7 protein-coding genes are annotated in these 25,809 nt (G+C 71.6%); all 7 read left to right on the top strand.

Annotated elements, in window-relative coordinates; all coding sequences use genetic code 11:
- Window positions 1-3 precede the first annotated feature (3 nt).
- The 7 genes from ABGB06_RS33135 to ABGB06_RS33105 all read left to right on the top strand — a co-directional run bounded on the left by ABGB06_RS33135 (window position 4) and on the right by ABGB06_RS33105 (window position 25,799).
- Entirely contained in the window at window positions 4-17,814 is a 17,811-nt protein-coding gene (locus tag ABGB06_RS33135) for an amino acid adenylation domain-containing protein (RefSeq protein ID WP_347596989.1), read from the top strand.
- 13 nt (window positions 17,815-17,827) lie between these two features.
- Window positions 17,828-18,985: a cytochrome P450 gene (locus tag ABGB06_RS33130; protein WP_347596987.1), complete on the top strand. Its 1,158-nt coding sequence runs from the start codon at window positions 17,828-17,830 to the stop codon at window positions 18,983-18,985.
- Window positions 18,986-19,104: 119 nt separating this feature from the next.
- Window positions 19,105-20,565 (top strand): arylsulfotransferase family protein, encoded by a 1,461-nt coding sequence (locus ABGB06_RS33125; RefSeq protein ID WP_347596984.1) that lies wholly within the window; start codon window positions 19,105-19,107, stop codon window positions 20,563-20,565.
- 191 nt (window positions 20,566-20,756) lie between these two features.
- Window positions 20,757-20,996 carry an MbtH family protein gene (locus ABGB06_RS33120; RefSeq protein ID WP_347596981.1) on the top strand — a complete coding sequence of 80 codons (240 nt, stop codon included), beginning with the start codon at window positions 20,757-20,759 and terminating at the stop codon, window positions 20,994-20,996.
- A gap of 114 nt (window positions 20,997-21,110) precedes the next feature.
- Window positions 21,111-23,051, top strand: a complete 1,941-nt coding sequence (locus tag ABGB06_RS33115; protein WP_347596978.1) for an ABC transporter ATP-binding protein — start codon at window positions 21,111-21,113, stop codon at window positions 23,049-23,051.
- Between the two features lie 65 nt (window positions 23,052-23,116).
- Window positions 23,117-24,013: a LysR family transcriptional regulator gene (locus tag ABGB06_RS33110; protein WP_347596975.1), complete on the top strand. Its 897-nt coding sequence runs from the start codon at window positions 23,117-23,119 to the stop codon at window positions 24,011-24,013.
- Between the two features lie 259 nt (window positions 24,014-24,272).
- Window positions 24,273-25,799, top strand: a complete 1,527-nt coding sequence (locus tag ABGB06_RS33105) for an AMP-binding protein (protein WP_347596972.1) — start codon at window positions 24,273-24,275, stop codon at window positions 25,797-25,799.
- Window positions 25,800-25,809: the final 10 nt, after the last annotated feature.

Below are 25,809 nucleotides of genomic sequence, written 5' to 3'. Positions count from 1 at the left end.
GCGATGACCGGAACCCGTGTCGAGGACGTGTGGCCCCTGTCTCCGCTCCAGGAGGGGATGCTGTTCCACGCCGCCTTCGACGGCCAGGGCCGCGACGTCTACCAGGGGCAGCGAGGGCTCGAACTGACCGGGCCGCTGGACGCGGGGCGACTGCGGAGATCGTGGGAGGCCCTGATCGCCCGGCACGCCGCGCTGCGGGCGGGTTTCCGTCGACGCAGGTCGGGTGAGGCGGTCCAGGTCATCGCGCGACATGTGGACCTGCCATGGCGGGAGGAGGACGTCGCCCACCTGGACGAGGCGGACGCGCGCGCGGCGATCGACCGGCTCTCCGAAGAGGACCTGCACACCCGGTTCAACCTGGCAGAGCCTCCGCTGTTACGGCTGCTCCTCGTTCGGCTGGGCGAGGACAGGCACCGCCTGGTCATGACCACCCACCACGTCCTCATGGACGGTTGGTCCCTACCGGTGCTGATCGGTGAGCTCTCGACGATCTACGCGGCGGGGGGCGACCCCAGCGGACTGCCTCGGGTGACGTCGTACCGGGAGTATCTGGCCTGGCTGGCACGACAGGACAAGGAGGCGGCACGCGCGGCGTGGCGGTCCGAACTGGACGGCGTCCCCGGCCCGACGCTGCTCGCGCCGGCGTCCGACTCGGACCGCGCGGGGGGGCAGCTGTTCGCCAACCTGGTCATCGAGCTGCCCGGGGAACTCGGCCGGGGACTGGCGCGTCTCGCCCGTCGCCAGCTGCTGACGGTCAACACCGTGCTACAGGGCGCGTGGGCGATCGTGGTGGGACAACGCGTCGGACGCGGCGACGTGACGTTCGGGGCGACCTCGGGCGGCCGCCCCTCGGACCTGCCGGGCGTGGAGTCGATGGTCGGGCTCTTCATGAACACCCTCCCGGTCCGCGTCCGACTCGACGGCGCCCAGCCGGTGGCGGAGATGCTGGCCGCCCTCCAGAGTCGCCAGTCGGAGCTGATGGCCCATCAGCACATCGGCCTGCCGGACGTTCAGCGTCTCGCGGGAACCGGAGCCCTCTTCGACACGCTGGTGGTCTACGAGAGCTACCCTCGTCCGCCGGCCGGCTCCCCCGCCCCGGAGGCCCTCGCCATCCGGCCCACCGGGGTACGGGAGTCCGCTCACTATCCGCTCACGCTGGTCGTGGTCCCCGGCGAGACGATGATCTGCAAGCTCGACTACCGATCGGACCTGTTCGACGAGGACACCGTTCGGGACGTGGCGAAGCGGCTGGTCCGGGTCCTGGAGCAGATGGTCGCCGACCCCTCGCTCCCCGTGGGGCGGATCGATCTGCTCGACGACGCCGAACGGTCTCGGGTGGTCGAGTCGTGGAACGACACGGCCCAGGCACTCGCGGCCGGCACGTGGCTCGATGCCTACCAGGCCCAGGCCGAGCGGACCCCGGACCTGGTGGCCCTGCGCTGCGGCGGCGAGGCGCTCAGCTACGGGGAGTTGGAGAGCCGGGCGAATCAGACGGCCCGCTACCTGACCAGTGTGGGCGTCGGGCCGGAGTCCCGGGTGGGCCTGTGCCTGCCGCGCGGGGTGGACGTCGTCGTCGGGATGCTGGCGGTGTGGAAGGCGGGCGGCGCGTTCGTGCCGCTGGACCCCGACCACCCCGCCGACCGCCTCGGGTACGTGCTCGCCGACAGCGAAGCCACCCTCGTACTGGGCACCGGCGAGACGCTGACTCGGCTGCCGGACCACCCGGGCCGATCCGTGGCGTTGGACGACGCCCACACCCGCGAGGCGATCGCACAGGAGTCGCCGACCCGCCCGCAGCCCGCCCTGGACACACGTCAGTTGGCGTACGTCATCTACACCTCGGGCTCCACCGGCCGACCCAAGGGCGTCGCCGTCACCCACCAGGGCCTGACCAACCTCGCCCACGCCATGCGACCCACCCTCGGCGTCACCGAAGGCATAACCGCCCTGCAGTTCGCCTCCTTCACCTTCGACGCCGCCATCCTCGACATCACCACCACCCTGGCCACCGGCGCCACCCTCGCCATCGCCACCACCGAACAACGCACCGACCCCCAAGCACTTGCCGAGATGATCCGCGACGCCAACGTCACCACCGCCAGCGTCGTCCCCTCCCTCCTCACCACCCTGGAACCAGAAGCCGTACCCACCATCACCAACTGGATCCTCGGAGCCGAACGCCTCACCACCCGCCTGGCCACCCGCTGGGCACCACACGCCAAGATCTGGAACACCTACGGACCCACCGAAGCCACCGTCATCACCACCCTCGCACCCACCCCCCTCGACCCGGCGATCACACCGCAGGACCCGCCCCCCGCCATCGGCCGGCCCATGGCCAACACACGGGTCCTCGTCCTGGACAGCTTCCTGCGCCCGACACCCCCCGGCGTGACCGGAGAGATGTACCTCGCCGGCCCCGGACTCGCCCGCGGCTACACCGGCCAACCCGCCCCCACCGCCGAACGCTTCATCGCCTCCCCCTACACCAACACCCCAGGCGAACGGATCTACCGCACCGGCGACCTCGCCCACTGGGACACCCACGGCCACCTCCACTTCGACGGCCGCACCGACACCCAAACCAAAATCCACGGCCACCGCATCGAACCCGGCGAGATCGAAGCCGTCCTCACCACCCACGACACCATCAGCCAAGCCGTCGTGGTGGCCCGCGAGGATCGTCCGGGTGACCGGCGCCTCGTCGCCTATGTGGTCCCCGTCCCAGAGGCGACGGACAGCCACGACGCCGTCGCATCGGCCGCCCGTGACCACGCCGCCGCGAGCCTGCCCGAGCACATGGTCCCCGGGGCCGTGGTGGTGCTGGACGCGCTGCCGCTCACCGCCAACGGCAAGGTCAACCGGGACGCGTTGCCGGCCCCCGACCTCACCGGGCGGGTGTCCCGACGTGAACCGCGTACCGAGACCGAGGCGACGCTGTGCCAGTTGTTCGCCGAGGTGCTGGGACTGGAGCGGGTGGGCGTCGACGACTCGTTCTTCGCGCTCGGCGGCGACTCCATCATGTCCATGCAGTTGGCGTCCCGGGCGCGCCGCGCCGGGCTGGTGGTCAGCCCTCGGCAGGTCTTCGAGCTGCGGACCCCCGCCGCGCTGGCGGCCGCGTCGGGCGACGCCGCCGCTGGGGCCGTTGAACGCGACGATGCGGGCGTGGGCGAGGTGCCGCTGACGCCGGTGATGCGTGAGGTCATCGACCGGGTCGGCCCCGATCTGGTGGCTCGGGTGGTCCAGTCCACCGTGGTGACGACACCGGCCGGCATGGTTCTCGACGCCCTGACCGGTGCACTCCAGGCGGTGCTCGACCACCATGACGTGCTGCGTGCCCGGCTGGAGACGGACGCCGCGCGGCCCACTCTCGTGGTGGGTGAGCCGGGGTCGGTGGCCGCCACCGGACTGGTGACCCATGTCGACGCTGAACGCGTCCCCGAGGTGGGCCTGGCCGCGCTCACCGAGTTGGCCGCGCAGGAGGCGACGGCCCGACTGGACGTCCGGGCGGGCGTGATGCTCCAGTTCGTGTGGCTCGATCGCGGCGCCGACCGCCCCGGCCGGCTGCTGGTCATCGCCAACCACCTGGTGATCGACACCGTCACCTGGCAGGCGCTGCTCCCCGATCTGGCCCAGGCGTACGCGGACGTGGCCGCCGGGCGGGAGGCGACGCTCGATGCGGTGCCCACCTCCTTCCGACGCTGGGCTCACGAACTGGCCGCGCGGGCCACCAGCGAGGAGCGGCAGGCTGAGCTGCCGACGTGGGTCGGGCTGTTGGAGGGTCGTGACGCTCCGCTGACGGCCGAGCCGGTGGATCCGGCACGTGATGTCGGCGCCACGATGCGGCAGGTGTCCGTGACCGTCCCGACCGGGACGACCTCGGCGTTGCTCACGCACGCACCCACGGCCTTCCACGCCGGCATCGACGACGTCCTGCTCACCGGTCTCGCCGTGGCCGTCACCGAGTGGGCCGGCGAGGCCGCGTCCGGCGGCTTCCTGGTGGACGTCGAGGGCCATGGCAGGCATCCGTTGGGCGAAGGCGACGACCTCTCCCGCACCGCTGGCTGGTTCACCAGCATGCATCCCGTGCGGCTCGACGCGGGAGCGATCGATGTGGCGCGGGTGCGCGCCGGTGGCGCCGCGGCCGGCCAGGTCATCAAGCGGGTCAAGGAGCAGCTGCGGATGGTGCCCGCTGACGGGCTCGGCTACGGCATGCTGCGCTACCTCAACCCCGACACCGCCGAAACCCTCGCCGATCTCCCCACCGCACAGATCGGGTTCAACTACCTGGGCCGGATGCCGGCGGGTGGCGCCGGTGACACGTCCGCCGCGTCCGACTGGACCAGCAGCGGTGGCCCGGGGCCGGACGGCGGCGCGCAGGCCGAGCTTCCCGTGCCGCACGCCCTGGAGATCCTGTGCCTGGTGCGTGACCTGCCCACCGGTCCCGAGCTGACGTTGAGTGTGGGTTTCCCGGAGCGTGTCGTCGACGAGGCGTCCGCACGGCAGTTGGCCGAGGGCTGGGCAGGGGCGCTGGCCGGTTTGGCCACGCACTCCCAGGCGCCGGGCGCGGGTGGGCACACGCCGTCTGATTTCCCGTTGGTCGCTATCGACCAGAGCCAGGTCGAGGCGCTGGAGCGGGACGTTCCGGGGCTCGTGGAGGCGCTGCCGGTCTCGCCGTTGCAGGAGGGCATGTTCTTCCACGCCGTGTTCGACGAGCAGGGCACGGACGTCTACGTGGAACAGCTGGCCCTGGACATCGACGGACCCCTGAACACTGGGACCCTGCGCTCGTCCTGGCAGGCGGTGGTGGATCGGCACACCAGCCTGCGCGCGGGCTTCCGGCAGACGCCAGGCGTGGAGCAGCCCGTGCAGGTGATCGCCCGGGAGGCCCGCGTGCCCTGGCGCGAGGAGGATCTCACCGGGCTGGACGAGGAGGCCGCCGCCGAGCTGGCCGAGCGCCTGGGCGCGGAGGCACGCGCGCGGGGCATCGACCTCGCCGCCCCGCCGCTGCTGAACCTCATGCTGCTCAGGCTCGGACCGGGGCGGCACCGGATGGTCGTCACCTTCCACCACATCCTGTTGGACGGCTGGTCGCTGCCCATCCTGATGCGGGAGCTGTGGGCCTGCTACGAGGCGGGCGGCAGCGCCCGGGAGTTGCCGCCGCCGCCCGAGTACCGGGACTACCTGTCCTGGCTGGTTCGCCAGGACACGGAGGCGGCTCGCCAGGCCTGGCGCGAGGCGCTCGCCGGGGCGGAGGAGGCGACGCGGGTCGCGCCCGAGGCGGCGGCTGCCTCCGCTGTGCTGGCGCGCACGGTGTCGGCGGACGCGGGCGCGTCGCTGACGGAGGCGCTACGCACCCTCGCCGGCCGGCACGGCGTGACGCTCAACACCGTCGTGCAGACCGCCTGGGCGATGGTCGTGGGCCAGCTGACCGGACACCAGGATGTGGTCTTCGGGGCCACCGTGGCGGGACGGCCCGCCGAGCTGCCCGGCATGGAGGAGATGCTGGGGCTGTTCCTGAACACCGTTCCGGTGCGGGTGACCTTCCACCCGGCGGAGAGCCTCGCGCGGACGGTGGAACAGCTTCAGGCTCGGCAGTCCGCGCTGCTGGATCACCAGCACCTGGGGCTGGCCGACATCCAGCGCGTCGCGGGGCCCGGAGCCACGTTCGACACCCTGGTCGCCTTCGAGAACATGCCCACGACCGGGAACGCATCGGGTCCGGCGGGACTGCGGTTGGCCCCGGCCGGCATGCGCGAGTCGACCAACTTCGCCCTGGCCCTGGGTGTCAACCCGGGCGAGAGCCTCGGATTCCGGTTGGACTACCGCCCCGATCAGTTCGCCGAGGCCGACGCGCGGCAGGTCATGACGCGCCTGGTGCGGGTGTTGGAGCAGTTCGCGGCCGACCCGCAGGTCCGCGTCTGCGACATCGACCTGCTGGACGCGGACGAGCGGTCCCAGGTGATCGGACGGTGGAACGACACCGACGCGCCGGTCTCCCCGGACACCTGGCTGGCGGCGTTCGACGCCCAGACCCAACGGTCACCGGAGGCCACCGCGCTGCGGTGCGGACCCCAGGCCCTGACCTACGCCGAACTCGAAGGACGAGCCAACCAGCTGGCCCGCCATCTGGACGAGCTGGGCGTCGGTCCCGAGATCCGGGTGGGCCTGTGCCTGCCCCGCGGCATCGACATGATCGTCGCGATGCTCGCCGTATGGAAGGCGGGCGGCGCGTTCGTGCCGCTGGACCCCGACCACCCCACCGACCGCCTCGCCCACATCCTCACCGACAGCGAGGCGACCCTCGTGCTGGGCACCGGCGAGACGCTGGCCCGGCTGCCGGACCACCCGGGCCGATCCGTGGCGTTGGACGACACCCACACCCGCGAGGCCATCGCGCAGGAGTCGCCGACCCGCCCGCAGCCCGCCCTCGACACACGGCAGCTGGCGTACGTCATCTACACCTCAGGCTCCACCGGCCGACCCAAGGGCGTCGCCGTCACCCACCAGGGCCTGACCAACCTCGCCCACGCCATGCGACCCGCCCTCGGCGTCGACGTGGGCGTAACCGCCCTGCAGTTCGCCTCCTTCACCTTCGACGCCGCCATCCTCGACATCACCACCACCCTGACCACCGGCGCCACCCTCGCCATCGCCACCACCGAACAACGCACCGACCCCCAAGCCCTTGCCGAGATGATCCGCGACGCCAACGTCACCACCGCCAGCGTCGTCCCCTCCCTCCTCACCACCCTGGAACCAGAATCGGTACCCGGCGTCACCACCTGGGTCCTCGGCGCCGAACGCCTCACCGCCAACCTCGCCTCCCGCTGGGCCGGACAAGCCCAGATCCGCAACACCTACGGCCCCACCGAAGCCACCGTCATCACCACCGTCGCACCCACCCCCCTCGACCCGGCGATCACCCCACACGACCCACCCCCCACCATCGGCCAACCCCTGGCCAACACCCGCGTCTACCTCCTCGACACCCTCCTGCGCCCCGTCCCCCCAGGTGTGACCGGAGAGATGTACCTCGCCGGCCCCGGCCTGGCCCGCGGCTACGTCAACCAACCCGGCCGCACCGCCGAACGCTTCATCGCCTGCCCCTTCCCCAGCACCCCAGGCGAACGGATGTACCGCACCGGCGACCTCGCCCACTGGGACACCCACGGCCACCTCCACTTCGACGGCCGCACCGACACCCAAACCAAAATCCACGGCCACCGCATCGAACCCGGCGAAATAGAAACCACCCTCACCACCCACGAAGCAGTCCACCAAGCCGCCGTGGTGGCCCGCGAGAACCACCTCGTCGCCTACGTGGTGCCGGCGGTTGGCGAGACACGGGACCACGAAACGCTGGCCTCAGTCGTGCGCGACCATGCGGCACGCGGCCTGCCCGACTACATGGTGCCCGCCGCGGTGGTGGTGTTGGACGCGCTGCCGTTGACGGTGAACGGCAAGGTGGATCGGTCCGCGTTGCCGGCGCCGGACTTCGCTGGACGGGTGTCGGAGCGCGAGCCGCGCACCGAGGCTGAGGCCAGGCTCTGCGCGTTGTTCGCCGAGGTGCTGGATCTGGAGCGGGTGGGCGTCGACGACTCCTTCTTCGCGCTCGGCGGCGACTCCATCATGTCCATGCAGCTCGCCACCCGCGCCCGCCGCGAAGGACTGACGCTCAGCCCCCGGCAGGTCTTCGAGCAGAAGACACCGGCCGCGCTGGCCGCGGTGGCGGGCCTGGGCACGGAGGGCCCCGCCGAGCGGGGCGAGTCCGGTGTGGGCGAGGTGCCGCTGACGCCCGTGATGCGCGAGGTCGTCGAACGCGTCGGCCCGGACCGGATCGGGCGCGTTGTCCAGTCCACCGTGGTGGCCACGCCTGCCGGCATGGAACTCGGCGCGCTGGTGGGTGCGGCGCAGGCGGTGATCGACCGCCACGACATGCTGCGCGCCCGACTGAGCGGTGACGGGTCGCGGCCCGTTCTCCTGGTGGGTGAGCGGGGCTCCGTGGACGCCGCCGGGCTGGTCACCCGCGTCGACGCCCGTCGCATCGGCGACTTCGGGGAGCTCCTGGAGGGGCAGGCGGCCGAGGCCGTCGCCCGCCTGGACCCCCGGGCGGGCAACGTGCTCCAGATGGTGTGGCTCGATCGCGGCGCCGACGAGCCCGGCCGGCTGCTGGTCATCGCCAACCACCTGGTGATCGACACCGTGTCCTGGCACGCTCTCCTGCCCGATCTGGCGCAGGCGTACGCGGACGTGGCCGCCGGGCGGGAGGCGACGCTCGATGCGGTGCCCACCTCCTTCCGGCACTGGGCACGGGAGTTGGCCGCGCAGGCCGGCAGCGAGGAGCGGGAGGCGGAGCTGCCGGGATGGACCGCTCTTCTGGAGGGGCCTTCCGGACAGGTGACCGCCGAGCCGGTTGATCCGGCACGGGATGTGGGCTCCACGGTGCGGCAGGTTTCGGTGACGGTGCCGGCCGAGGTGACGTCAGCGCTGCTGACCTCCGTGCCGACCGCCTTTCACGCGGGTGTCGACGACGTGTTGCTGACCGGACTCGCCGTGGCGTTGGGTGAGTGGCGGGGCGGGGACGTCTCCGGCGGCTTCCTGGTTGACGTCGAGGGCCACGGCAGGCATCCGTTGGGCGACGGCGACGACCTCTCCCGCACCGCTGGCTGGTTCACCGACACGCACCCCGTCCGGATCGACGCCGGGGCCATCGACGCCGCCCAGGTCCGCGAGGGTGGACCGGCCGCCGGCCAGGCGGTCAAACGGGTGAAGGAGCAGTTGCGTGCGGTGCCCGGCGACGGGCTCGGCTACGGCATGCTGCGCCGCCTCAACCCCGGCACCGCCGAAACCCTCGCCGGTCTTCCCTCGGCACAGATCGGGTTCAACTATCTGGGCCGGATGCCGGCGGCCGGTCCCGGCGGTGCCGCCGCGTCCGAGGCGTGGGTGCCGGTGGGCGGGCCGGGGCCGGACGGCGGCGGGCAGGGCGGGCTGCCGGTGGCGCATGTCCTGGAGGTCATGGGACTGGTGCGGGACCTGCCCACCGGTCCCCAGCTCACCCTCAGCGCGGCCTTTCCCGAGCGGTTGCTGCGGCAGACGGACGTTCAGGCGCTGCTGACCTGGTGGGCGGCGACGCTCGCCGGCCTGGCCGGGCACACCTCGGACCACGCCGAGGCCGGTGGGCACACGCCCTCCGACTTCCCGCTGGTGGAGATCGGCCAGGAGGAGGTCGAGGCGTTGGAGGCGGCGGTGCCGGCGTTGGTCGACGTCTGGCCGGTGTCTCCGTTGCAGGAAGGCATGATCTTCCACGCGCTGTTCGACGGCGAGGGCGTGGACGTGTACGAGGGGCAGCGCGCCATGTCGGTGGACGGTCCGGTGGACGTCGAACGGTTGCGGGCGGCGTGGGAGGCGTTGGTGCTTCGGCATCCGATCCTGCGGGCCAGCTACCACCAGTTGTCCTCGGGGCAGGCCGTCCAGGTGATCGCCGACCGGGTCGTCCTGCCCTGGCGGGAGGCCGATGTCTCGGATCTGGGCGAGGAGGAAGCGGCACGGGAGATCACGCGACTGTCCGAGCGGGAGATGAGCCGGCGGTTCGATCTGGGCTCGGCGCCGCTGTTGCGGCTGTTGCTGATCCGGCTGGGGCAGCGACGGCACCGCCTGGTGCTCACCAGCCACCACATCCTGATGGACGGCTGGTCCCTGCCGGTGCTGATCGGTGACCTCTCCGCGCTGTACGACGCGGCCGGAGCAGGTCGGGAGCTGCCCGAGGCCGTGTCGTACCGGGAGTACCTGGCCTGGCGGGCCCGGCAGGACCAGCAGGCCGCGCACGCGGCCTGGCGGGCGGAGCTGGCCGGGGTGGACGGGCCGACGCTGGTGGCGCCGGTGGAGTCGGCCGCGGTGCAGGTCCGCCCCCGGGTGGAGCGCTTCACCCTCAGCGCGGAGGCGACCCGGGCCGTGCAGGACCTGGGCAGGCAGCGGGGGTTGACGGTCAACACGCTGATGCAGGGCGCCTGGGCGCTGGTGCTGGCCCGGTTGGCGGGGCGGCACGACGTGGTCTTCGGGACCACGGTCGCCGGCCGGCCCACGGACCTGCCGGGGGTGGAGTCGGCCGTGGGGTTGTTCATCAACACCCTGCCGGTGCGGGTGCGCCTGGACGCGCGGCGGCCGGTGATCGCGATGCTCGACGAGTTGCAGCGCCGGCAGGTCGAGTTGATGGGGCACCAGTGGGTGGGGCTGTCGGAGATCCAGCAGGTGGCCGGGTCCGGGGCGAGCTTCGACACCCTGGTGGTGCACGAGAACTACCCGCGGCCGGCCGGGGACCACCGCCCGGACGAGACGGACGGCGTGGTCATGCGTCCCGTCGACCTTCCCCAGGACGCCACGCACTACCCGCTGTGCCTGATCACCAGTCCGGGCGAGCGGCTGGAGGGGGAGCTGGCCTACCGCCCCGACCTCGTCGGGCCGGACCAGGCACGAGGCATCGTGGCCAGCCTGCTGCGGGTGGTCGAGCAACTGGTCGCCCGGCCCCAGGCGCTGGTCGGGAGCGTGGACATCACCGACGCGGCGGACCGCGACCTGGTGGTGGGCGCGTGGAACGACACCGCTCGGCCGACGCCCGAGGGTTCGTTGGTGGAGCTGTTCCAGGCCCAGGCCGCGCGCACACCCGACGCCACCGCCGTGGTCACCGCCGACCAGCAATGGTCCTATGCGGAACTGCTTCGGCGCGCAGACCGGGTGGCGTCCGGACTGGTCACCCGCGGCATACACCGCGGAGACCTCGTCGGCGTCGCCATGGACCGCTCCGCCGACCTGGTCGCCATCCTGCTCGGCACACTCAAAGCCGGCGCCGGCTACCTCCCCCTCCACCCCGACTGGCCACCAGCCCGCCGCCAACTGATCCTCCAACAGGCCGCACTCCTCATCACCGACCGGACGATCACCGACCCACCAGTCGACACCACACCCGTCGACGAGCTGCTCACCGGCCCCACGCACCACACCGACGTACCCCTCGGCACCCTCGACACCGCCTACGTGATGTTCACCTCCGGCTCCACCGGCATCCCCAAAGGCGTCACCGTCACCCACGGCGACATCACCGCCCTCGCCCTCGACAGCCGCTTCACCCACGGCCACGAACGCGTCCTCCTCCACTCCCCCCAAACCTTCGACGCCTCCACCTACGAACTCTGGACCCCACTCCTGACCGGCGGCCAGATCGTCATCGCCCCACCAACCCCCCTCACCACCACCAGCATCAGAGCCCTCGTCACTGATCACGGCGTCACCGCGATGTGGCTGACCGCCGCGCTCTTCCACCTCTTCGCCCAGGACGATCCCGCCTGCCTCACCGGCCTGACCCAGGTATGGACCGGCGGAGACGCCGTCCACGCGGACGCGGTCACCCGCGTCCGCGACGCCTGCCCCCACCTGACCGTCGTCGACGGCTACGGCCCCACCGAGACCACCACCTTCGCCACCACCCACCCCATCCACCCGGACGACCCCGTCCCCACGGCCATCCCCATCGGCCGTCCCCTGGACAACATGCACACCTACGTCCTCGACGGCTTCCTCCGCCCCGTGCCCCCCGGCATACCCGGCGAGCTGTACCTCGCCGGCGCCGGCCTGGCCCGCGGCTACACCGAACAACCCGCCCTCACCGCCGAACGCTTCACCGCCTGCCCCTACGGCGACGCACCCGGCGCACGGATGTACCGCACCGGCGACCTCGTGCGCTGGACCGAAGCCGGCGAGTTGGAGTTCCTCGGCCGCACTGACGCCCAGGTCAAGATCCGCGGCTACCGCATCGAACCCGGCGAGATCGAAACCACCCTCCTCACCCACCCCCACATCACCCAGGCCACCGTCACCACCCGCGAGGACCACCCCGGCGACAAACGCCTCATCGCCTACGTGGTCCCCGAAGCGGCCGCCCCTGTCACCGCCGACCAGGTCAGCGACCACGCCGCCACCGCCCTGCCCCCGTACATGGTCCCCGCCGCCGTCGTGCTCCTCGACGCGCTGCCCCTCACCCCCAACGGCAAGCTCGACCGCAGGGCCCTGCCCGCCCCCGACTACGCCGCCCACTCCACCGGCCGCGCACCCCGCAACGACACCGAAGCCACCCTCTGCACCCTCTTCGCCGAGATCCTGGGCCTGGAAACGGTCGGCATCGACGACTCCTTCTTCGCCCTCGGGGGTGATTCGCTGCTGGCGATGCGGCTGATCGGCCGGGTGCGGTCGGTGCTGGACGCGGACATCGGCATCCGCGACGTGTTCGCGGAACCCACCGTGGCCGCGCTCGCCGTGCGCGTCGCACGTCCCGACGCCATCGGCGGCTCGCGGGAGGCGCTGCGGCCCTGGACCAGGCCGGAAGAGGTGCCGCTGTCCTTCGCACAGCGACGCATGTGGCTCCTCAACCGCATGGACGACCAGGGCGGTGCCGACGCGGCCTACAACCTGCCGTTGGCGCTGCGGCTCTCCGGTGCGGTGAACGTGGCGTCGCTGCGTACGGCACTGGCGGACCTCGCCGACCGGCACCAGAGCCTGCGCACCGTCTTTCCGGACGCCGACGGCGCGCCCCGTCAGCACATCCTGCGGGGCGAGGCCGCCCGCCCCGATCTGGTCGTCGAAAAGGTCAGCGAGGAGCAGCTGGACCAGGCGCTGGCCGAGCGGGCCGGACGAGGGTTCGACGTGCGCGCCGAGCTGCCGTGGCGTGCCTGGCTGCTGCGCCTCGCTCCCACCGAGTCGGTCCTGCTGCTGGTCACTCACCACATCGCCTCCGACGGATGGTCGATGGGAGTGCTGGCCGACGATCTGCGGGCGGCCTACGCGGCCCGGTGCCAGGGCCACGAGCCCGGCTGGGCTCCGTTGCCGGTCCAGTACGCGGACTACGCGCTGTGGCAGCGCGAGGTGCTCGGCGAGTCGGACGATCCGGACAGCGTGATCAGTGCCCAACTGGCGTACTGGAGGGACGCCCTCGCCGGGCTGGAACCGGAGACCACCCTGCCGACGGATCGGCCCCGCCCCGCCGCGCCCTCCTTCCGCAGCGGCCAGGCGCCGGTCCACGTCGACCCCGCCACGCACGCCCGGTTGACGCGGCTGGTCGGCCGGGGCGGGGCGACGATGTTCATGGTCGTCCACGCCGCGCTGACGATGCTGCTCTCCCGGATGGGCGCCGGGTCGGACATCCCCGTCGGCACCGCGACGGCGGGTCGCGGAGACGCCCAGCTGGAGGGCCTGGTCGGGTTGTTCGTCAACACCCTCGTGCTGCGCACCGATCTCAGCGGGAACCCCACCTTCACCCAGTTGCTGGGCCGGGTGCGGGAGGCCGATCTGGCCGCCTACGCGAACCAGGACGTGCCCTTCGAGCGCCTGGTGGAGGAGGTCAACCCGCCCCGATCGCTGGCCCGCAACCCGCTCTTCCAGGTCATGCTCGCGCTGCAGACCATGGCCGACCCGAACTGGGACCTCCCCGGTGTCCGGGTGGCGGAGATCCCGCCCGCCGTCGAACCACCCGCCCGGTTCGACCTCTCCTTCGACCTGGCGGAAAGGCACGATGACCGGGGCGCCCCGGCCGGCATGGTCGGCGGCATCCAGTACGCGGCCGATCTCTTCGACCACGACACCGTCGAGGGTCTGGCGGACCGGCTGACGCACGTCCTGGCCCAGATCGCCGACGACCCCGACATCCGGCTCGGCGACATCGACATCCTCCGGGACGGGGAGCAGGCCCGGGTGCTCCAGCGGTGGAACGACACCGCCCGACCGTTGCCGCGGCACACCTGGCTGGAGGAGTTCCAGGCCCGGGCTCGGAGCAGGCCCGGGGCGACGGCGGTGCGCTGCGGCGGGGAAAGCCTCTCGTACGCGGAGGTGGAGGCCCGGGCCAACCGCCTGGCCCGCCACCTGTCCGACGCCGGTGTGGCGCCGGAGTCCCGGGTCGGGCTGTTCCTCCCGCGCGGTGCCGACGTGATCGTCGGCATGCTCGCGGTGTGGAAGGCGGGCGCCGCGTTCGTCCCCCTGGACCCGGAGTACCCCGCCGACCGGCTGTCGTACATCATCGACGACAGCGCGACGACGGTCGTCCTGGTCACCGACGAGACGGTGGCCCAGCTGCCCGGGTCCGCGGCGCGGGTGATGTCGCTGGACGACGCCGCCACCCGGGCGTCGATCGCGGCCCGGGCCGGCGACTCGCCGGAGCGTGTGCTCGACCCTCGTCAGCTGGCGTACGTCATCTACACCTCCGGATCCACCGGCCGACCCAAGGGCGTGGCCGTCACGCACCAGGGTCTCGTCAACCTCGCCGAGGCGATGCGGCCGGTGCTGGGCGTGGCCGAGGGCGTGACGGCGTTGCAGTTCGCCTCGTTCAGCTTCGACGCCTCGATCCTCGACGTCGTGACCACTCTCGGCGCCGGCGGCACGCTGGCGGTGCTCACCAGCCAGGAACGGGCCGAGCCGCGGTTGCTGGCGGAGACGATCCGCGAGGCGGACGTGCGGGTGGCCAGTGTGGTGCCCTCCCTGCTGTCCGGGTTGGAGCCGGAGGCGGTGCCAGGCGTCGAGAACTGGGTGCTGGGCGCCGAGCGGCTGACGGCCGATCTGGCCTCCCGCTGGGCGTCCAGGTCGCGCGTGTGGAACACCTACGGCCCGACCGAGGCCACGGTGATCACCGCGGCGATGCCCGCCCCGGTGGATCCCGGCATCACCCCGGACGACGCGGCGCCGGCGATCGGCCGGCCCCTGGCCAACACCCGGGTGTATCTCCTCGACGGGTTCCTCAACCCGGTGCCCGCGGGGGTGACCGGAGAGGTGTACATCGCCGGCCCCGGCCTCGCCCGCGGCTACACCGGACAACCCGGCCTCACCGCGGAGCGCTTCGTGGCCTGCCCCTACGGCGACGACCCGGGCCAGCGGATGTACCGCAGCGGCGACCTGGCCCGCTGGGACGGCGACGGGCACCTGCGCTTCGTCGGCCGAGCGGACGCGCAGGTGAAGATCCGCGGCTTCCGCATCGAGCTGGGCGAGGTCGAGGCCGCCGTCCTCAGCCATCCCGGCATCGGCGAGGCGGCCGTGGTGGCGCGCGAGGACAGCCCCGGGCTGCGACGCCTGGTCGCCTTCGTCGTCACCGCGACGGCGGAGGACGCCCCGAGGCCGGACCAGGACACGCTCGTCCGGGCCGTTCGCGACCATCTGGCGGGGATCCTGCCGCACTACATGCAGCCGGCCGTCATCAGGATGATGGACGCGCTGCCGCTGACTCCCAACGGCAAGGTCGACCGCAAGGCGCTGCTGTCCGAGGAGATCGACGATGCCGAGGCGGGCCGGGAGCCCGCCACCGAGGCCGAGGCGGCCCTCTGCGCGATGTTCGCCGACGTCCTCGGGCGGGACCGCGTCGGGGCCGACGCCAACTTCTTCGACCTGGGCGGCAACTCCGCACTCGCCATGCGCCTCGCCGCGCGCGTGCGCTCGGAGATGGACGTCGACCTGAGCATGCAGCACTTCTTCAGCGCCCCCACTCCCGGCGGGGTGGCGCGGATGCTGGAGTTCAAGACGCGACCGGTGCTGCGCGCCTTCGAGCGCGCGCCGGACGGGCCCGTCCCGGTCTCCGCCCGCCAGCGGCGCCTGTGGCAGCGGACTCGTCACGCCGTGGACCCGACGGCGCAGCAGACCGCGGTCGCGCTGCGCCTGGGCGGCCGGTTGGACCGGGACGCCCTGCGGCTGGCGCTGGGCGACCTCGCGGACCGGCAGGCCGTCCTGCGCACCGTGTTCCCCGCGGTCGACGGAATCCCGCACCAGAACGTCCTGGCCGCCGGGGCGGCCGCCGCCCGGCCCGACCTGCCCGTGACACCGGCGACGGAGGAGGAACTGCCGGCGCTGCTGACCGCTCGTGCCCGGCACGTGTTCGACCTGACCAGCGCCACCCCGTGGGCACCGCACCTGTTCGCCCTGTCGCCCACCGAGCATGTGCTGCTGCTGGTGGTGCACCGCGTCGCCGTCGACGACCGCTCGATGGACCGGCTCGTCCGCGATCTGGCCGCCGGCTACGGCGCTCGCCGCGACGGCCGGAGCCTGGAGCGCCTGCCGCTGGCGTTCCAGTACGCCGACTACGCCCTGTGGGAGGAAGAACTGCTCAGGCGCGAGGGGGAGGCGCACAGTCTGATCAACGATCAGGTCACCTACTGGCGGGAGACGCTGGCCGGCATCGACGGGGAGACCCGACTGCCGACCGACCGTGCCCCCTCGGCCCGCTCCAGCGGCCGGACCGGAGAGGTGCCGGTGCGGCTGGACGCCGACGCGCATCGGCGGCTGATGCGGGCGGCGGAGGCCAGGGACGCCTCGGCGTTCACGGTGCTGCACGCCGCGCTCGCCACCCTGTTGACCCGCCTGGGGTCGGGCGAGGACCTCGCCATCGGCACCACCGAGCCCCTGCGGGACCCCCAGCAGGTCGTCGCGGACGTCGTGGGTCCCTTCGCCGGCCCGCTGCCGCTGCGGACCGACACCTCCGGCGATCCCACCTTCCTCGAACTGATGGATCGGGTGCGCGAGGTGCACGAGCAGGCCATGGCGCACCGGGACCTGCCCTTCGAGCGCGTCCTCGAGATGCTGGAGCTGCCGCCCGCGGCGACGCACCATCCCGTCTTCCAGGTGTCGCTCGACGTGCGCAACGACATCGGTGAGATCTGGGACGTGCCCGACTTCCCGGGGCTGGCGACGCGACCGGTGTCCGTGGGCGGTCTGAGCTCCGAGACGGACCTGTCGTTGCGCCTCACCACCCGGCGGCGGGACAACGGTGACCCGGCCGGCGTGGACGGCGTGCTCCGCTACGCCGCGGACCTCTTCGACGCCTCGCTCGCCACCGCGCTCGCCGACCGGTTCGTCGGCGTCCTGTCCCAGGTGTCCCTCGACCCCGAGCTGCGCCTGAGCGAGGTGGACGTGTCGCTGGACGGGGACGACCACCGCCTCGCGGTGGCCACCGAGCGCGCGGACGCCCCCCAGCGCCTCCGGCACGCCCGTGCGCTCCGCCGCACCGGGCGCAACCGCGACCTGGAGGTGCTGCTGCCGCTGCGGCCCGAGGGCACCCTGCCCCCGTTGTTCTGCGTGCACCACGGCTCGGGCCTGAGCTGGGGGTACGCCTCCCTGCTGCAACACCTGCCGGCCGAGGTGCCCGTGTTCGGCCTCCAGGCCCGTGGGTTGGCCGGTGCCGAGCCGCTGCCGCACAGCCTGGAGGAGATGGCGGCCGACTACGTCGAGCAGATCCGCACCGTCCAGCCGACCGGGCCCTACCACCTGCTGGGCTGGTCGCTGGGCGGCGTGGTCAGCCAGGCCATGGCCACCCGGTTGGAGGATCTCGGCGAGGACCTCGCGCTCCTCGCCGTGCTCGACGGCTATCCCGGCGGCATCACTCCCCCGCCCGCCGCCCCTCCGGCCAGGCCGACGAGCCCGGCGGACGGTGCGGCGGACTCGTCGGCACCCGGGCTGCGAGACGTCCGACACGGCCCCGCGGACCTGTCCTTCGCCTCCGAGACGCAGGCGGCGTTGGCGCAGAACGCGGACCGCCTCGCGCGCATCCACACCCCCCGCCGGTACTCGGGCGACCTGCTTCTCTTCGTGGCGACGAAGGACCGCCCGGCGGACCTGCCGGCCGCGCGGGCCCGCACGGTGTGGGAGCCCTACGCCGCGGGAGGGATCGACGCCCACGAGGTCGCCGTGGACCACTACAGCATGCTCCAGTTCCCCCATGTCTCACATATCGGACGCGTCGTCACGCGGAGACTCCTCGCACAACGAGGCCCGGCCGGCGACTCGGAACGATGAAAGGAATCGAGTGATGCAGGGACCACACCATCCGCTTCTCGACCACAGCCGGGACGGGCTGGACCCCCTGCCCGAGGGCTACCCGGAAGGCGAGGGAAAGCCCCTCGTCAGGGTCGGCGACGGCTCCTGTGACTGGGTTGTCATCGGGGCCGACGAGATACGGGCGATCCTCAACGACACCACCAGGTTCGCCCTCAACGACCACCGCAACGGTCCCGCCAAGCACACCGGAGGAGCGAATCTCCTCAGTCTCGACCCGCCGCACCACACCCGCATCAGACGGCTGGAGACCCAGGACTTCACGCCGCGACGGGCCCGCGAGATGCGGCCCCTGGTCGAGGAGGTCGTCAGGTACTGCCTGGACGACCTGGAACAGGCGGGCCCCGGCGCGGATCTGATGCGCCGCGTCAGCTTCCCGGTCACGGGGCTGGTCACCTGTGCGCAGATCGGGGTCCCCCGCGACGACATGCCCGAACTCGCGCGCCTGATCACGATCCGCGCCTGGGGCCCGGGCATGACGGAAACGCAGGCGGGCGACACGTACTACAACTACATCGAACGGCTGGTGAGGCTGCGGCTGCGTGACCCCAGCGGCGACGGCCTGCTGTGCAAGCTGATTCGCGAGCACGGCCACGAGCTCACCGAGACGGAGATCATCGACATGATGAACTCCCTCATCTTCGCCCAGCTCGAGGGAACCGCGCAGATGCTCGCGCTCGGCGTGCTGGCGCTGTTGGAGCATCCGGACCAACTGGCGCTGCTCCGGGCGGACATGAGCCTCCTGGATCAGGCGGTTGAGGAACTCCTCCGCTACGTGTCCGTCATCCCGTACCTCTCCGCGCGCATGGCCCAGGAGGACGTGCCCATGGCCGGCGAGGTGATCAGGTCGGGTGAGATCGTGGCGCTGAGCGTGCTCGGGGCCAACCGGGCTCTGATATCCGGAACTCCCGACGATCTCGACATCACCCGCGAACGAAGCCAGCATCTGGCCTTCGGCCACGGCATTCACTTCTGCCCCGGCGCGGCGCTGGCCAGACTGGAACTGAAGGTCGAGCTCGAACAGCTGCTGCCCCGCTTTCCCGAGCTGCGCCTGGCCGTGCCGCGGGAGGAGATCCGCGTGCGGGAGACCTCGCCCCAGTTCGGCATTCAGGCGATGCCCGTCGCCTGGTGAGGCGAGAGCCCGTTCCGTACCCACCGGACACGTCGACCGACCCCGCTTCCCCTCAAATCCGCGAATCCGCGAATCCGCGAATCCGCCGAACCCATCACCCCCTCGTCCGGGAGGAATCCATGCGCCGAACACGACTGTCGTTCTCAGCACGTTCGTTCCCACGCGGTGCCGTCGTACTCGGCACGGTGGCCCTCGCCGTTCCGCTGGCCGTCCCCGCCGGGGCGGCGGGGCAACCGGCCGCGGAGCGAAGCGTGGTCCCGCTGCCCGCGGCGGACGTTCCGATCGAGGCCCCGGTGCTGACCACCACCCCCACCGGACAGGAGGACTCCGACCTGCTGCTGACGTCGCCCCAGGTGGGCTCCATGCGGGGGATGGCCGTCTACGAGAACTCCGGCGAGCTGGTCTACTGGCAGGAGGGTCCCTACCAGAACCTGTCGCAGGTCACCTACCAGGGCGAGCCGGCGCTCAGCGTCTACAGGTTCACCGAGTCCGGCGGTGAGTGCCTGCTGCTGGACTCCTCCTACACCGAGATCGCCTCGTTCAGCGTGGCCGGCACGCCCACCGACGGACACGACTGCCAGTACAGCCCGGACGGCTCCCGGGTGCTGCTGATCGGCTTTCGCCAGCACACCTACGACCTCAGCGAGTACGGCGGGCTCCCCGACGCCACGCTCATCGAGCCGGTCGTCCAGGAGCGCGACCTGGACACCGGCGAGATCACGTTCGAGTGGAGCGGGCTCGACCACGTCCCGGTCGACGAGACGCAGCGGCCGCTGACCGATGAGGTCGTGGACTACATGCACGTCAACTCCCTGGCCTACGACACCGACGGCAACCTCCTGGTCAGCGCCAGAACCACCTCGACCGTCTACAAGATCGACATCGACACGGGCGAGGTCCTGTGGCGCTTCGGGGGCAAGGCCAGCGACTTCGCCTTCGCCGATCCGGCCGACGCGCCGAGCCACCAGCACGACGCCCGGCGGCTCCCGGACGGCCGGCTGACGGTCTTCGACAACGGCAACCACCGCGAGCCGCTCGTCTCGCGGGGCGCCGCCTACGAGCTCGACGAACAGGCCATGACCGCCGAACTGGTCGAGGACCTGCGGCCCTCCGAGGGGGCCTTCGTTCCCTTCGCCGGCTCCAACCGGGAGGTGGCCGACGGCAACCAGCTCGTCTCCTTCGGCGACACGGGCGAGATCATCGAGTTCGGCGGCCCGTCGGGCACCGAGCCGGTGTTCACGGCCACCTTCCCCGAGGACCCGGTCACCCTCTCCTACCGCGCCGAGCGCGCCACCGACTGGGAGGGCACGCCCGCCGAGCCGCCCACCACCGACTGGAGCGCACCGGACGCCGACGGCGGCCGGGAGCTCACGATGAGCTGGAACGGCGCCACCGAGGTCGACCGCTGGCTCGTCGAGGCCGGTTCCTCCGCCCACTGCCTGGACGTGCTGGGCAGCGTGTCCCGGTCCGGCTACGCCACCGCCGCCGAGGTGCGCGTGCCCGAGGACGCCGGCTTCTTCCGGGTGAGCGCGCTGGACGCGAGGGGCAGGGTGCTGGGCAGCAGCACCGGCAGTCTGTGAGGCATCGCTCCGCCAGGTTCGCGGGCGACCCGTTTCCCTCGCCTCACACCGCCTCGAGGAAACGGATCTTCCCGGCCATTCCAGGGTGCGCCGCGGCGCCTCCCTGTCCAACTGCCGTATTCGTCAGCAGATCGGATGCCTCGATACCGTAATTCGTGCGTCAACTCACTGCACCAAGAATGGGAGAAGTCGTGGAAAACCCGCTCGACAATGAGGACGGCACGTTCCTGGTACTGGTGAACCAGGAGAACCAGCATTCACTGTGGCCGGCGTTCGCCGAAGTGCCGGACGGGTGGAAGACGGTCTTCGGCGAGAGCCTGCGTCAGGCGTGCGTGGAGTACATCGAGGGGCACTGGACGGATATGCGTCCGCAGTCCCTGATCGACGAGATGGAGATGTCCACGGCGGAGCGGTCGAACACCGCCGGCTAGTTGTTTCAGGCCGCTGGAGTCAATCCGTTTCCAGCGGCCAGTCGGTAACGTGACGAGAAGACAGAGGTGGTTTCCGTGGCCATGGGTGGCCCAGGCCAGATGATTATCCGGGGCATGGGGGAGGATGCGGACGCGCCGAGAGGAAAGCATCAGGTCAAACCCGGCACCGCGAAACGCATCCTGCCCTATACGGGACGGTATCGGGGCATCATCGGCGTGCTGGTGCTCGTCAGCGCGTTGAACGCCGCGAGCGTGGTCGCGCCGCCTCTGCTCTTCGCCTACCTCATCGACCACGGCATCGCTCGCGGCGACACCGGAGTGGTGGTGTGGGTGGCGTTGGCGGTGGCCGGCGTGGCCGTGGTCGGCGCGGGTCTCGGCTTCGCCGAGGCGTGGTATTCGGCGCGGGTGTCCGAGGGACTCATCTACGATCTGCGCACCGAGGTGTTCGACCACGTGCAGCGGCAGCCGTTGGTGTTCTTCACCCGGGCCCAGACCGGTGCGCTGGTCTCCCGGCTGAACACGGACGTGGTCGGCGCCCAGCAGGCGTTGACGCAGTTACTCTCCACGGTGGTCTCCGCCGGTCTGACGCTGGCCTTCGTGCTGGGCACGATGTTCCTGCTCTCGTGGACGGTCACCCTGGTCTCGCTGGTGCTGCTGCCGTTCTTCGTCCTGCCGGCGCGCGTGGTCGGCCGGCGCATGCAGCGCGTGCTGCGCCAGCACATGCAGGTGAACGCGGAGATGGGCTCGATGATGAACGAGCGCTTCAACGTCACCGGCGCCCTGCTCACCAAGCTGTACGGCCGCCCGGAGACCGAGACCGGCGCCTTCTCCCGGATCGCCGCCCGGGGACGGGACGTCGGGGTCACCACCGCCGTGTACATGAAGATGCTGTTCATCGCCACGCTGCTGGTCAGCTCCGTGGCCGGCGCGGTGGTCTACGGCCTGGGCGGCTGGCTGGTCGTCGACGGCGCCCTCCAGATCGGCACCCTGGTCGCCCTGGCCACCCTGCTGACCCGGCTGGCGGGCCCGGTGGGACAGCTGTCGAACGCCCAGGCCGACGTGATGACCGCCCTCGTCAGCTTCGACCGGCTCTTCGAGGTCCTGGACCTCAAACCCCTCATCGCCGAGAAGCCCGGCGCCACCCCGCTCACCGCCGGCTCCACCACACCCGCCTCGACCGGCTCGGCCCCCGAGATCGCCTTCGAGGGCGTGTCGTTCCGCTATCCGAGGGCCAAGGACGTCTCCCTCGCCTCCCTGGAGTCCATCGCGCTGCCCGCGCCGGAGCGCGCCGACGACTCCTGGACGCTCACCGATCTCAGTTTCACCGTCCCGGCCGGACAGCTCACCGCCCTGGTCGGGCCCTCGGGCGCCGGCAAGACCACCATCACCCATCTGGTGCCCCGCCTGTACGATCCCGATCAGGGCACCGTGCGCATCGGCGGCCACGACCTGCGCGACGTCACCCTGGACTCGCTGCGCGACACGGTGGGCATGGTCACCCAGGACGCCTACCTCTTCCACACCACCATCCGCGAGAACCTGATGTACGCGCGGCCCGGCGCCAGCGAGGCCGATCTGGTCCGGGCGTGTGAGGCCGCGCAGATCCTCGCCCTGATCCGGTCCCTGCCCGACGGCTTCGACACGGTGGTGGGCGATCGCGGTTACCGCCTCTCCGGTGGCGAGAAGCAACGCCTCGCCATGGCCCGCCTGTTGCTCAAGTCGCCGCCGGTGGTGGTGCTGGACGAGGCCACGGCCCATCTGGACTCCGAGTCCGAGGCGGCCCTGCAACGGGCCCTGAAGACGGCGTTGACCGGTCGGACCTCCCTGGTCATCGCGCACCGGCTGTCCACCATTCGCGACGCGGACCAGATCCTGGTGTTGAAGGAGGGACGCGTGCACGAGCGCGGCAGCCACGAGGAGCTCCTGGACCGCGACGGCCTGTACGCCGATCTGTACCGCACCCAGTTCGCCCAGCAGGCGACCGGTAACGGCCACGCGCCCTCCCTCGGCCTCGCCGTCGACAGCACCGGCGGCGCACAGCCCGCACGGGAGTGAGCCGGAGGAGGCCCGCGGGTTTCCCGTGCCCTGCACAGCCATGAGTTTGCTCTAGCATCCTGCGAATGGTGAACATTACGCAATTGCGCGCTTTGTGCGAGGTTGTCCGGGAGGGTTCCTTCGCCGCGGCGGGGCGCCGTCTCGGCTACACCGCCTCGGCGATCTCCCAGCAGATCGCCGGTCTGGAGCGGGCCGCGGGGGCGGTGTTGTTCGAGCGGGAGGCACACGGCATCCGCGCGACCACCGCCGCCCGGTACGTCGCGGCCCAGGGCGAGGAACTGCTGATGCGACTGGACGACTTCGACTCGCTGCTCACCGGGTTGGCCGACGGCGCGCACGGCCGCCTGCGGCTGGGCAGCTTCCCCACCGCCAACCGCACGATCATCCCGCGGGTGGTCGCCAGCGCGATGGCCGAGCACCCGGCCGCGGACCTGGAGCTCAGCGAGGGGAACACCGGATACCTCGTCACCGCGGTGGTCGAGGGCCACGTCGACCTCGCCGTCGTGCACGTCTACGCGCTCGTGCCGGAGCACTGGCCCAGCGGGCTCACCAGCATCGAGCTGGCGACCGAGGACCTGCTCCTGGTCATGCCCGTCGAGCACCCGCGTGCCGGAGCGGAGGACCTCCGGCTCGGGGACCTCAGGGACGACCGATGGATCTCCAGCCAGTCCGAGACGGCGTCGAGCAGATGCCTGCGCCGGATCTGCGCGACGCAGGGATTCGTCCCGACGGTCGCCTTCCGCAGTGACGACTACAGCGTCGTGCAGGGGCTCGTGCGGGCGGGCGCGGGCGTGGCGATCGTCCCGGAGCTGGGTCACACCCCCGACGCGGGCGTCTTCAGCGTCCCGCTGCGGGAGTTCACCCCCGGGCGGCAGATCCTCGCGCTGCATCGCACCGCGAACTCCAACCCGCTCCTGCCGAACGGCATCGACGCGCTGCGTCGCGCCTTCGCCGACCGCTGAGGCCAAGAAGTTCTTGGGGTGTAGGCAAGGAGACCGCGTGGTCGGCGCCCTTGCTGAGGCGTCGGCGCGTTCCTAATGTGATCCCACCAATTGAAGTACGGCCACCTCAATCCGATATCCGCAGCGCGGCCATAAAGAGCCGGCGGCGGTCGTGGCCGAACGAATCGCGATTCACGCTTCGCGCTTCTCTTCGAGCGAAGGGATCTCTTCTTTGTGCGACCTTACGCGTTATCACCGAATGCGCGCGGACCACCGATGGGTGGTTCCCCGACATTACAACGTCGCGCACGACGTCTGCGACAAGCATCCCGCGGAAAAACTGGCGATGATCTGCACGGACGGTGCGGGTCCGGACAGACTCGTGCACTGGGCCGAACTGCAGGATCTCAGCGCGCGCTTCGGGAGCTACTACCGGGCACGCGGGGTCCGCCGCGGGGACCGGATCGGGGTGCTCGCGCCGACCACGCCGGAGAGCGCGGCCGCGCTGCTCGGCGCGCTGCGGATCGGCGCGGTCGGGATGCCGATGTCCACGCTGTGGAGCGACGACTCGCTGCGCTACCGGCTGACGGACGCGGACGTGCGGCTGATCGTCACCGACGCGGCGACCGCCGCCAGGGACATCACCGACGCGGTACCCGAGACCGTGCTGCTCGACGACGAGCACCTGGCCGCGGTCCGCGCCTGCCCGGCCTCCCCCGAACGCGCCGACACGCTGGCCGACGACCCCGCGCTGCTCTACTACACGTCCGGCTCCACCGGCCGCCCCAAGGGCGTGCTCGCCCCGCACCGCAGCCTCATCGGGCACAACGAGTTCGAGTACTGCCAGGACCTGCGCGACGGCGAACTCTCCTACTGGATGGGCGACTGGGCCTGGGGCGTCTACAAGATCCTGGGCCCCTGGCGCTACGGCGCGGTCAACGTCGTCCACGCCGCCGGGCACAGGTTCGACGCCGAGGGGCTGCTCGACGCGCTGTCCCGGCTCGGCGTCAGCAACGTCTTCCTCAACCCGACCGGGCTTCGGATCATGATGAACACCGTCCCGGACGCCGGCACCCGGTTCCCGCAGAAGTTCCGCATCGTGTGCTCGGCGAACGAACCGCTCGGCAGGCCGGAGGCCACCTGGTTCGCCGAGCAGTTCGGCGTTCCGGTGCTGGAGAACTACGGGATGACCGAGGGCTATCCCATGATCGGCAACCTTCCGGGAGTTCCCCGGAAGGAGGGCTCCATGGGCCTTCCGGTCCCCGGCTGGGACGTCGCGATCCTGGACGAGGACGAGCGGCCCGTGGCGCGGGGCGAGTCCGGCGAGATCTGCCTGCGGGCCCGCAGCAATCCGCAGTACCCGCTGCGCTACTGGGGCCGTCCGGCGGAGACCGACGAGGACTTCGGCGGCGACTGGTTCCACACCAGGGACATCGCGTGGGCGGATTCCGACGGCTACGTCTTCTACGTCGGACGCAAGGACGACGTCATCAAGTCGGCCGGTTACCGGATCGGCCCGTTCGAGATCGAGGAGGCGTGCGGCCGCCATCCGGCCGTGGCCGAGGCGGGGGTCGTCGGCGTGCCCGACCCGGCACGCGGCCAGCGGGTGAAGGCGTTCGTCGTCCTTCGCCCCGGCTACGAACCGTCCGCCGAACTCGCCGACGACATCAAGCGGTTCGTCAGGGAACGCCATTCGGCGTTCGGTTACCCGAAGCTCGTCGAATTCGTCGGCGACCTGCCGCGTGGCCAGTCGGGCAAACTCGGTCGCGCCCAGCTCAGGTCGTGGCCCGCCGGTTGTGCGTACTGAGACAGGAAGA

Source organism: Streptomyces sp. B6B3, from assembly GCF_039871525.1.
Lineage (GTDB): Bacteria > Actinomycetota > Actinomycetes > Streptomycetales > Streptomycetaceae > Streptomyces.
This window is presented reverse-complemented; position numbering and strand designations above follow the sequence as displayed.